This is a genomic window from Stenotrophomonas humi, assembly GCF_001431415.1.
Lineage (GTDB): Bacteria > Pseudomonadota > Gammaproteobacteria > Xanthomonadales > Xanthomonadaceae > Stenotrophomonas > Stenotrophomonas humi.
Map to the genome: position 1 here is coordinate 34047 of NZ_LDJI01000004.1, position 13631 is coordinate 47677.

A 13631-nucleotide genomic window follows, 5' to 3' on the forward strand; every position below is an offset into this window, starting at 1 on the left:
TCCGGCCTCGGAAACAGCGTGTCCGCCGGCCGTGACACGATTGGCAATCTGCTGCAAATGCAACTCGGCGCTGCCCAGTCCGCGAAACCGGAGGCATGATTTCATGCTGCCCACAGACGTCGCACAGCAACGTGGGAGGAGAGGTTTGTCCAGTATTCCCATGCAGGCGGCGTTCGGCTTGCCGGCACGGCTGGATGGCATGAAGCAAAACGCCCGGTGCACTGCACCGGGCGCTCTGCGTCAGAGGGCGTAGGGGCTGGAATCAGCCGCCACGCGGGCCACGGTTGCCACCGCCGCCAGGGCGACCGCCGCCACCGGGACGGCCACCACCGCCCGGACGACCGGCGCCACCCGGGCGATTGCCGCCGGGACGCGGACCACCGGACGGACGACCGCCGGGGCCGCCTGGACCACCCGGGCCGCGGTTGCCGCCACTTGGGCGGGCGCTGGCCGGGCGTGCACCGTACGGGCTGTAGCTCGGGGTGGCATGGTCGGACGGGAAGCTCGGAGCATTACCCGGATGACCATAAGGATGCTTGCGCTGGCCCTGCCCGGCACCTGCGCCGGCAGCACCCTGCGGGCGGCCCTGGCCGCCTGCGCCGCCGTAACCGCCGCCCTGCGGACGACCCTGACCCGGGCCGCCACGACCGGCGCCAGCGCCTGCAGCGCCACCCGGACGTGGCTTGCCGTACGGGCGAGCCTGGCCTTCACCGGCCGGGCCGCGGCCCGGTCCACGATTGCCACCCGGGCCGGCGTTGCGGTGGCCGCTCGGGCCGGTGCTCACGCCATCGGGCACATACCAGGTGCGGAATGCAGCGGGGTTGCCATCGGGCAGGCTGCGATCGCCAGCAGGCTTGCGCTGCTTGAACGGACGCTGTGACTGCTTGGCAGCGGCGTCGCCGCTGACCGTCAGGCCACCCTTGTAGCCACCGCCGGGCTTGCCGCCACGGCCGCGGCCGCGATCTTCGCGCACGGAGTCGAAACGACGCAGTTCACGGCCTTCGTCAGCGGTGCTGTGGCCGTTGACATAGGCGTTGCCACGGCCGCCGTCGCGCGAGACGCGCACGGTGGTCTTGGCCGCCTTGCGCTGGCCGATCACCGGCTGCAGGGTCAGCGCGGACGGGGTGCCTTCTTCCAGCTTCAGCTGGGCGCGCAGCGCCTCAACCTGCGGGCTGGTCAGTTCCACCGACTTGCCGCGCATCAGTTCGCGCGGCAGCTCGATCTTGCCGTAACGGGTGCGCTTGAGGCGACTGACCTGGCAGCCCTGGGATTCCCACAGGCGGCGCACTTCGCGGTTGCGACCTTCCTTGACGACCACGCGGAACCAGTCGTGCGAATCGGTGCCGCCAATGCGCTCGACTTCGTCGAACTTGGCGCCGCCGTCTTCCAGCAGCACGCCGCGGCCAAGACGCTCGATGATGGCGTCCGATACCTTTTCTTCGCCTTCCGGGGCGCGCACGCGTACCACGTACTCGCGCTCGACCTCGAAGGACGGGTGCATCATGGCGTTGGCCAGCTCACCGTCGGTGGTTGCCAGCAGCAGGCCGGTGGTGTTGATGTCCAGGCGGCCGATGGCGATCCAGCGCGCGCCCTTGAGCGGCGGCAGGGCTTCGAAAACGGTCGGGCGGCCTTCGGGGTCGTCACGCGTGGTGACTTCGCCTTCGGGCTTGTTGTAGATCAGTACGCGCGAGGGATCGGTCAGGGCGCTGGCAACGAAGCTGCGGCCATCCAGGTCGATCTTGTCGCCGCTCTTGACCGACATGCCGATCTGCGCGGTTTCACCATTGACCTTGACCAGGCCATCGGCAATGCGCTGCTCCAGCGCGCGGCGCGAGCCCAGTCCGGCCTGGGCCAGGACCTTGTGCAGGCGCTCTTCGAGCTTGGGCTGTTCGGTGCCGGCTTCGCGCTTGAGCGAAAGCTTGTTCAACGTTGGTTTACGGGGGGTGTCACTCATCTGTTTTGCTCCGGCCGGCGTTTTCCGCGTCGGCCTCATGGTCGGAATCGGCTACGTCAACAGCCACGGTCGTCGTCGCGACGGCGTTGTTTTCAGTTTGTTCCACTTCCGCCGCGCGCTCTCCCGGCGCGGCGTCGGGTTCGCCCGTGAGGGCGGTATCGGATGCGGTTGCCTCCAAATCCGGAGATTCGTCGTCAGCTGCGGTATCTGTGTTGTCTGATTCGCCCGGCTCGGCACGGTCATCGGGTGCGGCAGCGCCGGCGGTCAGGGGTGCAGCGGGTTGGCCGTCGCCATCCAGCGGGAGTTGCGGTTCCAGTTCGCCGATGTCGCGCAGTTCGGACAATGGCGGCAGTTCATCCAGGCGCTTGAGCCCGAAGTAATCCAGAAAGCCCTTGGTGGTGCCGAACAATGCCGGCTTGCCAGGGACATCGCGGTGGCCGATGACCCGGATCCACTCGCGCTCTTCCAGTGCCTGGATGATGTTGCTGCTCACCGCCACGCCGCGCACCTGTTCGATCTCGCCACGGGTGATGGGCTGGCGGTAGGCAATCAATGCCAGGGTTTCCAGGGTGGCGCGGGTGTAGCGGGTCTTGCGTTCGGTCCATAGCCGGGAAACCCAGCCATGCACTTCGCTGGTGATCTGGTAGCGGAACCCGGAGGCCACTTCGACCAGTTCCACGCCGCGCTCGGCGCAGGCATTCCGCAGCAGCTCCAGCGCACGCTCCACGCTGCCCGGAGGCGCGGGTGCGTCTTCCGGGAACAGGCCCTGCAACTGCGACAGTGTCAGCGGCTGGCTGGACGCCAGCAGGGCACCTTCGACAATGCGGTTGATCAGCGGTTGATCCATGCGTCGGTCTGATTGGTCAGGCGGGATCGGGGGCATCGGCATCATCGAACTCGCTGGAGAAGGCCAGCGGTGCATTGGTGTTGCCGGAAGCCAGGGACTTCACGTAGATCGGGGCGAGCGAGGTTTCCTGCACGATGTCCAGCAGCTGCTCCTTGGCCAGTTCCAGCATGGCCAGAAAGGTCACCAGAACGCCGAGCTTGCCTTCTTCGGCGGTGAACAGGGTTTCAAAGCGGTAGAACTTGCCATCTTCCAACTGGCTGAGGATGTCGCCCATGCGCTGGCGCACACTCAGCGCCTCACGCTTGATCGCGTGGCCGCTGAACAGCTCGGCACGCTTGAGCACGTCATGCAGCGCCAGCAGCATTTCCTTCAGGTCCACCGGTGGCGGCAGTTTCACCGCAATGCGCTCCGGTACGAAGGCCGTTGCCACGCTGGTGTCGCGGTCCTGCCGGGGCAGGGTGTCGATGTCCTCGGCGGCCTGTTTGAAGCGTTCGTATTCCTGCAGGCGGCGTACCAGTTCCGCACGTGGATCGGCTTCATCGCCTTCCACGCTCGGCGGCCGTGGCAGCAGCATGCGCGATTTGATCTCGGCAAGCATGGCCGCCATGACCAGGTACTCGGCTGCCAGTTCGAAGCGCAGCTCCTGCATCACATTGATGTATTCGACGTATTGCTTGGTGATCTCGGCGACCGGGATATCCAGGATGTCCAGGTTCTGCCGGCGGATCAGGTACAGCAGCAAATCCAGCGGGCCTTCAAATGCATCCAGGATCACTTCCAGCGCGTCCGGCGGGATGTACAGATCCTGCGGGATCTGCAGTACCGGCTGACCATGCACCATCGCCAGCGGCATTTCCTGCTGCTGCGGTATGTGGGGCGGCGCTGGCGGGTTCGCGTCGTGCGCGAGTTCGGAAGTCATCAGGTCGACATCGGGTGTTGCGAGCCGTACGCATCCCGGATTCATGCCCGGTAGGGTTCAGCGCTGGTATTGCGAGCCATGCACGCTTGTCTGGCGCGCTTCTTCCATACATGAACAACAAGACGCACCGCGAAGGGCGGCAACGTCGTTACGAGGAGGTCGTCTACGCGATCCGGGAAGAGATCTGCTTCGGTCAACCGGCGGGGCCTGAGCCTGCCTCCGAACCGAGCCGCTACAGACCGGCTGCGTGCAATAGCGCAAAGAGTAATCGCCGGAACCGGGCGGTGTCCAGCCTTGTGCGGCTAGACTTGTCTCCGATTCATTCAACGGACAAGGAGATAGACGCCCGTGTGGTACGTGATTGAAGGCTATGACGGCCAGCAGGTGCTGGCCGCGCGCATGCAGGCCAGGACCGCGCATCTGGACCGGTTGAAGGCATTGCTTGACCAGGGGAGACTGCTTTTGGCTGGCCCTTGTCCTGCCATTGACGCCGAAGACCCGGGTGAAGCCGGCTTCAGCGGCAGCGTGGTGATTGCTGAATTTGACAGCCTGGAAGCCGCCCGGGCCTGGGCCGACGCCGATCCTTATGTGGCGGCCGGCGTTTATGTGCGGGTGGATGTGCGCCCGTTCCGCAGGGTGCTGCCATGAACCGGGTCGAGCAGATCCGCGCCGCGCTGCTGGCGGCCCTGGCGCCCGAACTGCTGGAGGTGGAGGACGACAGCCATCGCCACGCGGGGCATGCCGGGGCGCGTGACGGCCGCGGTCACTTCAACGTGGTCGTGGTGAGCGAAGCCTTTGCCGGCAAGGCACCGTTGGCGCGCCATCGCGCCGTCTATGCCGCGCTGGGGGCGATGATGGAGACCGACATCCATGCGTTGTCGATCAAGGCGCTGACACCGGGGGAGCATGCAGGCGCCGCGTGAGCCGGCCTGTCCGGTGCGCTGCGTGGACAGCGAATGTCCGGTCATGGCCCGGTGCAGCATGACAAACGGTTTACAGATGCAATTGAAAACGTTTACATTCCGCCCAACCGTGCTGCGGAGGGCATGACGGTGGCAAAAACGGCAATCACCATCAAGGATGTTGCCCGCGAGGCGAACGTCTCCGTTGCTACCGTGTCGCGTGCCCTCAACGGGCATGACAATGTCGCGCAGGCGGTCCGCACCCGCGTGCTGGAAGTCGCCAACCGGCTGCGCTACACGCCGCATGCCGCCGCCCGCAGCCTGAGCAGCCGCAGCACCCAGACGGTTGGCGTGGTGCTGCCGGACCTGCATGGCGAGTTTTTTTCCGAATTGATGCGCGGTATCGACGGTGTGGCCAGCGCCCATCGCCGGCACCTGCTTGTGTCCAGCTATCACGGTGATCCACAGCAGCAGCGCACGGTGTTGCAGACGATGCGCGGTCGCGTGGACGGCCTGCTGCTGCTCTCACCCTATGCCGGCGATGCCGGTTTCCTGCTTGAAAGCCTGCCTGCGACCATTCCGACGGTGTTGATCAACACGCCTTTGGCGGATGGCCAGCATGCGGTGTTCAGCATTGATGACCATGCAGGCGCCGTGGCGATGACCGAGCATCTGTTGGCGCAAGGCCACCGCCGCATCGCGTTCATCGGTGGTCCGGCGCAGAACCATGATGCACAGGAGCGCCTGCGCGGGTTTCGCGATGCCATGGCGGCACAGGCTGGCGGTAGCGAGGCGATCGAGTTGCCCGGTGACTTCGATGAAGCCAGCGGCCACCGCGCCGGTATGGCTTTGCTCAAGCGCGAAACCCTGCCTGATGCGGTGTTTGCGGCCAATGACATGATGGCGCTGGGATGCCTGTACGCGTTCGCCCATGCTGGGGTGCACGTGCCCGGACAGGTGGCGCTGGCCGGCTTTGACGACATCCCGCTGGCACGCTTTGTTCACCCCTCCTTGACGACGATGCAGGTGAGCATCGCCGAGTTGGGAGAAAGAGCGATGCAGCAATTGGTGCGGCAGATTGACGACGAAGACGCCAGCGAAGTGCATGGCATCACCCTGACTCCCAGCCTGGTCGTGCGTGATTCGACCGCTGCCCGTGGCCCCTCCTGACCCCGTGAGCGCACCGGGCACCCCCCTTTAGTCCAAATTCCTGGCAGCCCCCAGACTGCCGCCGAGGAGAGAGTTGAAACATGAGAATTGACCCGTTGAAGAACGCTCCGCCGCGCAAGCTGCTCTGCTGTGCATTGGCTGGCTGCCTGTTGTTGGGCGCCGCCCCCGCATTTGCGCAGAGCACCGGCGCCACCATCCGTGGCCAGGTGACCACCGATTCGACACCGGCCGCACAGGCGCAGGTGACCGCGACCAATACCGCCACCGGCCTGAGCCGCAGCGTGCAGAGCACGGCCAGTGGCAGCTATTCGCTGGCAGGTCTGCCGCCGGGTACCTACCGCGTTGATGTCAGCGCCGGCGGCAAGACCAGCACCCAGAACATCACCGTGCAGGTGGGCCAGACCGCGACCGTGAACCTGGGCGTGGGCGGTGTGGGCGAAACCGCACAGGGCGGGGCAGCCACCACGCTGGATGCGGTGCAGGTGACCGCGCAGGCGCCGATCGAGACCAAGACGTCGGAAATCGCCACCTACATCACGCCGCAGCAGATCCAGGCGCTGCCGCAGGGAACGCGCAACTTCCTTGCCTTTGCCGACACCGTTCCGGGCATGGCGTTCGAACAGAACCCGGCCAATGGATCGACCAAGCTGCGTGGCGGTGTGCAGAGCGCCAACAACGTCAACGTCTATATCGATGGCGTCGGCCAGAAGAACTATGTCACCCAGGGTGGCATCACCGGGCAGGACGCCAGTCGCGGCAATCCGTTCCCGCAGCTGGCCATCGGTGAATACAAGGTCATCACCTCCAACTACAAGGCCGAGTACGACCAGATCAGCTCGGCAGCGGTGACGGCGGTGACCAAATCCGGCACCAACGAATTCAAGGGCTCGTTCTTCTGGGACTACACCAACCAGGATTGGCGCGAGCCGCGCGAAAGCGAGAAGAACGGCGTCGGCAAGACCCGCTCCGGCGAAAAGCAGTATGGCGCCTCCTTCGGTGGCCCGATAGTGCAGGACAAGGCGCATTTCTTCGTCACCTATGAGGGCAAGGAATACAACGCGCCGCAGGACCTGAAGCCGGGCGAAGGCCGTCTGCCGGGTGACCTGCCGCAGGCATGGCGCGACCAGCTCGGTGCGACGGCGACGCCATTCAAGGAAGACCTGTACTTCGGCAAGCTGGATTGGTCGATCAACGATGAGAATCTGGTCGAGCTGACCTACAAGCGCCGGGAGGAAAGCGAGATCGGCAATGTGGGTGGTCAGAGTGCGCGCAGTTACGGCACCGATACCGGCGTCGAGGAAGACCGCTACGACCTGCGCTGGCAGTACTCCAACACCAATTGGCTCAACGACGCTCACCTGACCTATGAGAAAGCGTTCTGGACCAAAGCGCCGATCAATTTCGACAACGGCCGGGTGCTCACCGACGGCAGTGGCGACGATGGCAAGCAGATCTACCGCATCGGCGGTGGTGAAGGTGGCTTGCAGGACAAGGGGCAGAAGGGCTGGTCGTTCCAGAACGACACCACTTTCTTCGGCTGGGAAGGCCACACGCTCAAGTTCGGTGTGAAGTACAAGCAGGTCGACCTGGATACCACCGAACAGCAGCCCTACAACCCGCAGTTCTATTACGACATCCGCCAGGGCGGCGACGTTCCGTACTTCGTGCGTTTCGGCAGCCCGGCGGTGGGTACCGGTGGCGGCGCGGTCACCTCCAAGAACAAGCAATTCGGCCTCTACATCCAGGACGACTGGGACGTCACCGACCGCCTGACCTTGAACCTCGGCCTGCGCTGGGATTACGAGAAGACACCCTCCTACCTGGACTACACCACCGCGCCGGACGTGCTGGCCTCGCTGTCGACGGTGGACACGCGCGCAGGAAACGCACCGGGGCAGACCTACGCGCAGACACTGGCGCTGGGTGGCATCGACATCAACCGCTATATCAGCACCGGCAACAACCGTAAGCCGTTCAAGGATGCAATCCAGCCGCGTGTGGGTTTCTCCTATGACCTGACCGGTGACGAGCGGCATGTGGTGTTCGGCGGCATCGGCCGGTCCTACGACCGCAACCTGTTCGACTACCTGCAGCTGGAACGCAGCAAGGCCTCGTTCCCGACCCGCCGCTTCAAGATCAACTCGCCTGGTCATGCCTGCGCCGTGGGTGGCGACTGCCTGGATTGGAACCCGCAACTGCTGGATCGCGACTATCTGATGTCGCTGGTCAACGCGACCGAAGCCGGTCGTGAAGTGTGGATGTTCGACAACGATCTGAAGACGCCGCATTCGGACCAGATCAGCCTGGGCATCCGCAACAGCTTCAACCTGGGCGGCCTGGACTGGAACAGCTCGACCACGCTGCAGCACACCCGTTACAAGGACGGCCTGCTGATCTCGCGCGGCAATCGCTACCCCGATGGCGACGCATACGGCCCGAATGGCAGTCCCTGGAGCGCGCCGGGGCTGCCGGGACTGGGCTCGCTGATCGTGGCCACCAACGGGTTTGAATCCAAGAGCACCGCGTTGCTGTTGAGTTTGGACAAACCGTACACGGCCGAGAGTCCGTGGAACTTCAACGTTGCCTACACGCTCACCGATGCCAAGCAGAACATCCACGAGAAGGATCCGGTGTACGGCTGGTACTTCGCGCAGGGCGGCTGGTACGACGGTGCATGGACGCCGCGTCATCGCCTGGTGGTCAGTGGCTTCACCGACCTGCCGTGGGGCATGAGTGTGTCCGGCAAGTTGACCCTGGCCAGCAAGATCAAGCGTTGGGATATCGACGGTACCGCAGCCTATGGTGGCTATGAGCGACCGCACAGCTGGGAGCCGGATGGTTCGCTGGGCTTCAAGCAGTTCGACATGTCGCTGACCAAGACCTGGGACACCGGCACCGACCTGAAACTGAAGGTGCGTGCCGACATCCTCAATGCCTTCAATTGGACCAATTGGGGCGGTTACGGCATCAACTGGGATACCAATGTGGTCAGCAGTTGGGATCAGTTCCAGACCCGGACCTTCAAGCTGTCGTTCGGACTGGATTGGTAAACGGTCAGCTCCGGCCGCGTGATGGCGGCCGGGGCAACCCGTTGGCTTTTCGTGTTCTCTGTCACCCATTGGTGACAGCCTGATTTCTTATTCATGGATGTCGTCTTGAGCAAGTCACGCACCACCCAATTGTTGGCCTGTGTCGTTGCCGGTTTCGGGCTGGCGCTGTTGGCGGGGTGCGGCAAGGCGCCGGAACCTCCGATGCCCAAGGTGTTACCGCAGGTGATCCTGATCGAAGCCGATCTGCCACCGCGACCGATGAAGCCCGAGCTGCCGCCGCTGTTCGATGACATCGAACGGCGCACGTTCCAGTTCTTCTGGGACACCACCAACGAGCAGAACGGGCTGACGCCGGACCGCTATCCGTCGCGGCCGTTCGCCAGCATCGCCTCGGTGGGCTTTGCATTGACCGCGTACCCCATCGGCATCGAGAACGGTTGGGTAAGCCGCAACCAGGCCGTGGAGCGCACCCTGACCACGTTGCGCTTTTTCCGTGATCTGCCGACCGGCCCGCAGCGCACCGGCAAGGCCGGCTACAAGGGTTTCTACTATCACTTCCTGGACATGCAGGAAGGACGCCGTTACGACAGCTGGGTGGAGCTGTCCAGTGTTGATACCGCGCTGCTGCTGATGGGCGTGCTGTTCGCACAGACGTATTACGACGGCGACGATGCGCGCGAAAAGGAAATCCGCCAGATCGCCGACAGCCTCTACAAACGCGTGGACTGGCAGTGGCTGCAGCGCAACAAGCCGCTGGTGTCGATGGGCTGGTTCCCGGAGAGCGGCTTCATCCAGCACGACTGGATGGGCTACAACGAGGCGATGATGCTGTACATCCTTGCCCTCGGCTCGCCGACGCATCCGGTCGAGCCGGATGCTTGGACGGTCTGGACGCGCACCTACGACAACGACTGGGGCGTGTACGAAGGGCAGGAGTATCTGGCGTTCGGGCCGTTGTTCGGCCACCAGTACAGCCACGTCTGGATCGATTTCCGCGACATCCAGGATGCCTACATGCGCGAGCGCGGCATCGACTACTTCCTCAACAGCCGGCGTGCCACCCTGGCCCAACGCGAATACGCCATCGAGAACCCGATGCAGTGGCGCGAGTACAGCGCCAACGTGTGGGGCCTGACCGCGGGTGACGGCCCGCAGAACACCACCCAGGAATACCGTGGCGAGCAGCGCCAGTTCCGTCATTACTCGGCGCGTGGCGCTGGCCTGCGCGAGAATTTCGATGATGGCACCATCGTGCCGTCGGCAGCGGTGTCGTCGCTGCCGTTCGCCCCGGAAGTGGTGATCCCGGCCACCGTGGAGATGCATCAGCGCTTCGGTGACTACCTGTACTCCAGTTACGGCTTCCTGGATTCATTCAACCCCAGCTTCAATTACGACATTCCGCTCAAGACCGGGCGCCTGATTCCGGACCGTGGCTGGGTGGCCAGCGATTACATCGCCATCGACCAGGGGCCGATCCTCACCGGCATTGCCAACTACCGCAATGAGTTCGTATGGGAGGTGATGAAGAAGAACCCGTACATCCGCAAGGGCCTGGAGCGGGCGGGTTTCACCGGTGGCTGGTTGGCGCCGGAAGACAGTTTCCAGCCGCTACGGAAGGACGAGAAGGCTGCCTCGGCACGTGCTGCGGGCATCGCCGAGTCGCGTGCCGCGGCCGCTGCCGAGCAGAAGGCGGCGACCGTGGCAACGCCTTCATCCAAGCCGAAGCAGCCGTGAGCCGGTGATGATCCGCGCGCTGGCCATGATGCTGTTGATGCTGGTGTTGGCCGGCTGCGCCAAGCCGCAGGAGGGCGTCACGCTGCGGTTCTGGGCGATGGGGCGTGAAGCCGAAGTGGTCGGCGAGTTGATCCGCGAGTTCGAGGCCGAGAACCCCGGCATCCGCGTCGAGATCCAGAACATTCCATGGACCGCCGCGCACGAGAAGCTGCTCACCGCGTATGCCGCGGATGGGCTTCCCGATGTCTGCCAACTGGGCAATACGTGGATCGCCGAGTTCGCCACGCTGCAGGCGCTCACGCCGTTGCAGCCCTACGTGGATGCCTCGTCGGTGGTGAAGCCGCTGGATTATTTTCCCGGCATCTGGGACACCAACGTGGTGGATGGGCAGCTGGTCGGCGTGCCCTGGTACGTGGACACGCGGCTGTTGTTCTACCGCAAGGATCTGCTGCGCCAGGCCGGCTTTGATCACCCACCGCGCACCTGGGCTGAGTGGGACCAGATGAATGCCGCGCTGAAGAAGCTGATGGGCCCGAAGCGCTATCCGGTGCTGATGCCGCTCAACGAGTTCGAGCCGCAGTTGTCCTTCGCCCTGCAGCAGAGCGATCCCTTGCTGCGTGAGCGGGACACGCTGGGCAATTTCCGCAGCCCCGGCTTCAGGCGAACGCTGGCCTTCTACGACAACATGTTCCAGCAGGGCTGGGCGCCGAAGATGTCCGAGACGCAGATATCCAACGTCTGGGATGAATTCTTCCGGGGGTTCACCGCGTTCTATCTGTCCGGTCCCTGGAACATCCGCGAGTTCCGCCAACGCCAGCCCGCCGGTCTGGAGGGCGAGTGGGGCACCACGGCCTTGCCGGGTCCTCATGGCCCGGGTGCGGGCATTGCCGGCGGTACCAGTCTGGTGGTGATGCGTTCTTCGCAGAAGAAGGAGGCCGCGTGGAAGTTGATTGAATTCCTGTCGCGGCCGGCGATCCAGCAGCGGTTCTACAAGATCATCGGGGATCTGCCGCCGCGTCGCAGCGCCTGGAACGCGCCGGAACTGACCCGCGATCCGCTGACTGCGGCGTTCGCCGACCAGTTGGAGCGGGTCAAGCCGACGCCCAAGGTGCTGGAGTGGGAGCGCATCGCCCAGCAGATGCGCATCGTCACCGAACAGGTGGTGCGTGGCGGGCTGCCGCAGGACCGGGCGGTGGAGCAGCTGGATCAGCAGGTTGATGAGATCCTCGCCAAGCGCCGCTGGCTGATGGAACAGCGCGCCGAAGCGACAACGGCCGAGGGCGCGCGATGAAGCAGCGCTCGCTCGCCGGCTGGCTGTTCGCTGCACCGGCCTTGATCGTGATCGGTGTGTTCTTCGGCTTGCCGGTGTTATCGGCGCTGGCGCTGAGTCTGACCGACTTCGACCTGTACGCGCTGGCTGACCCGCACAACCTGCGGTTCGCGGGCCTGGGCAACTACATCGACCTGTTGCAGACGCCGATGTTCTGGAAGGCGCTAGGCAACACCGCGTACTTCGTGGTGGTGGGCGTGCCGCTTTCCATCGGTTTGTCTCTGGGTGCGGCGATGTTGCTCAATGCGCCGGCTGCCCGCTTCAAGGCATTGTTCCGTACCGCGCTGTTCGCGCCGGTGGTGACCACGCTGGTCGCGGTAGCGGTGATCTGGCGCTACCTGTTCCACACCCGCTATGGGCTGGTGAACTGGGGGCTGGGGCAGGTGGGCATCAACCCGGTGGATTGGCTGGGTGACCCGCACTGGGCCATGCCAACCATCATCGGTTTCGCGGTATGGAAGAACTTCGGCTACAACATGGTGATCTTCCTGGCCGGCTTGCAGGCCATTCCAAAGGACCTGTACGAAGCCGCGCGCATCGATGGCGCGTCGCGCTGGCAGCAGTTCCTGCATATCACCGTGCCGATGCTGGGGCCGGTGTTGCTGGTGGTTGGTGTGATCACCGTGTCCGGCTACTTCCAGTTGTTCGCCGAGCCTTACGTGATGACCCGCGGTGATCCCCTGCAGAGCACGGTGAGCGTGCTGTATTTCATGTTCGAGGAAGGCTTCAAGTGGTGGAACCTGGGGCGTGCTTCGGCAGTGGCGTTCCTGTTGTTCCTGATCATCCTGGCGGTGACCACGCTGATGCTGCGCTTCGGCAAGCGTAAGGAGCTGGTATGAGCCAGGTCGGCATGGCACGTGAAATCGGGCAGTCACGCTGGCATGCGTGGTGGATCAATGGCGGGCTGGGCCTGTTGGCGCTCATCAGTCTGGCGCCGCTGTTGTGGATGGTGTCGGTGTCGTTCATGCCCAGCGGCCAGGCCTCGCAGTTCCCACCGCCGCTGCTGCCGGCGCAGACCACGCTGGCCAACTATCAGGCACTGTTCGCACGCACCGGCATGGGCGGCAACTTCATCAACAGCCTGTTGGTTTCGGTTGGCATCACCTTGGGCTCGCTGCTGTTCAATACGCTGGCCGGCTATGCCTTCGCCAAGCTCCGTTTCGCCGGCCGTGAGCGGATATTCCAGATGCTGCTGGCGGCCCTGGTGATACCCGCGCAGGTAGCGATGTTGCCGTTGTTCCTGCTGATGAAGCAGATGGGCCTGGTAAACACCTTCGGCGGCGTGGTGATCCCGGCGCTGGCCAGCGTGTTCGGCATCTTCCTGGTGCGGCAGTATGCGCGGTCGATTCCGGATGAGCTGCTGGAGGCCGCACGCATCGATGGCGCCAGCGAAGCACGCATCTTCTTCCAGATCGTGCTGCCGATGCTCAAGCCGGTGCTGGTGACGTTGGCCATTTTTACCTTCATGGGCGCATGGAATGACTTCATGTGGCCGTTGATCGTGCTTACCGACCAGGAGCACTACACGCTGCCGGTGGCGCTGGCCAGTTTGTCGCGCGAGCACATCATGGATGTCGAGATGATGATGGCTGGCGCGGTGGTGACGGTGTTGCCGGTGTTGTTGTTGTTCCTGTTGTTGCAGCGCTACTACATCCAGGGCCTGCTGTTGGGTAGCGTCAAGGGATGAGGTGATGTTGTTTGCCTGGATGCACGGCCGCACTTCGC

The 13631-nt window shown here is 64.2% G+C and carries 11 protein-coding genes; 8 read left to right on the forward strand and 3 right to left on the reverse strand.

The features are described 5' to 3' along the window. Positions 1-262 precede the first annotated feature (262 nt). From ABB26_RS01520 to ABB26_RS01530, 3 genes are read right to left on the reverse strand one after another with little or no spacing between them, the layout of a single operon-like run. Positions 263-1954, reverse strand: a complete 1692-nt coding sequence (locus ABB26_RS01520; RefSeq protein WP_057631813.1) for a pseudouridine synthase — start codon at positions 1952-1954, stop codon at positions 263-265. Continuing rightward, positions 1947-2801 (reverse strand): SMC-Scp complex subunit ScpB, encoded by an 855-nt coding sequence (scpB, locus tag ABB26_RS01525; RefSeq protein ID WP_057631814.1) that lies wholly within the window; start codon positions 2799-2801, stop codon positions 1947-1949. Before scpB ends, ABB26_RS01520 begins: the two co-directional genes overlap by 8 nt. Before the next feature lie 16 nt (positions 2802-2817). Continuing rightward, positions 2818-3720 carry a segregation and condensation protein A gene (locus tag ABB26_RS01530; RefSeq protein ID WP_057631815.1) on the reverse strand — a complete coding sequence of 301 codons (903 nt, stop codon included), beginning with the start codon at positions 3718-3720 and terminating at the stop codon, positions 2818-2820. A gap of 348 nt (positions 3721-4068) precedes the next feature. On the opposite strand from ABB26_RS01530, the gene ABB26_RS01535 reads away from it, so the two are divergent. The 8 genes from ABB26_RS01535 (at position 4069) to ABB26_RS01570 (ending at position 13593) form a co-directional block, all read left to right on the forward strand. After that, complete coding sequence (locus ABB26_RS01535) at positions 4069-4368, forward strand: YciI family protein (RefSeq protein ID WP_057631816.1); 300 nt, start codon at positions 4069-4071, stop codon at positions 4366-4368. Further along, complete coding sequence (locus ABB26_RS01540) at positions 4365-4643, forward strand: BolA family protein (protein ID WP_057631817.1); 279 nt, start codon at positions 4365-4367, stop codon at positions 4641-4643. Before ABB26_RS01535 ends, ABB26_RS01540 begins: the two co-directional genes overlap by 4 nt. 129 nt (positions 4644-4772) lie before the next feature. Beyond that, positions 4773-5792, forward strand: a complete 1020-nt coding sequence (locus tag ABB26_RS01545) for a LacI family DNA-binding transcriptional regulator (protein WP_425477231.1) — start codon at positions 4773-4775, stop codon at positions 5790-5792. An 80-nt stretch (positions 5793-5872) separates the two neighbouring features. After that, the gene (locus tag ABB26_RS01550) at positions 5873-8842 is read left to right on the forward strand and encodes a TonB-dependent receptor (protein WP_057631819.1); all 2970 of its coding nucleotides are present in this window, start codon (positions 5873-5875) and stop codon (positions 8840-8842) included. A gap of 201 nt (positions 8843-9043) precedes the next feature. Then, positions 9044-10576, forward strand: coding sequence for a glucoamylase family protein (locus tag ABB26_RS01555; RefSeq protein ID WP_245626116.1), 1533 nt, complete (start codon positions 9044-9046; stop codon positions 10574-10576). Positions 10577-10586: 10 nt separating this feature from the next. Continuing rightward, a complete protein-coding gene (locus ABB26_RS01560) occupies positions 10587-11867 on the forward strand; it encodes a sugar ABC transporter substrate-binding protein (RefSeq protein WP_425477232.1) in 1281 nt (426 codons plus the stop codon). Then, entirely contained in the window at positions 11864-12745 is an 882-nt protein-coding gene (locus ABB26_RS01565) for a carbohydrate ABC transporter permease (RefSeq protein WP_057631822.1), read from the forward strand. The genes ABB26_RS01560 and ABB26_RS01565 overlap by 4 nt, the downstream gene beginning before the upstream one ends. Before the next feature lie 11 nt (positions 12746-12756). Beyond that, complete coding sequence (locus ABB26_RS01570) at positions 12757-13593, forward strand: carbohydrate ABC transporter permease (RefSeq protein WP_057632006.1); 837 nt, start codon at positions 12757-12759, stop codon at positions 13591-13593. Positions 13594-13631 lie beyond the last annotated feature (38 nt).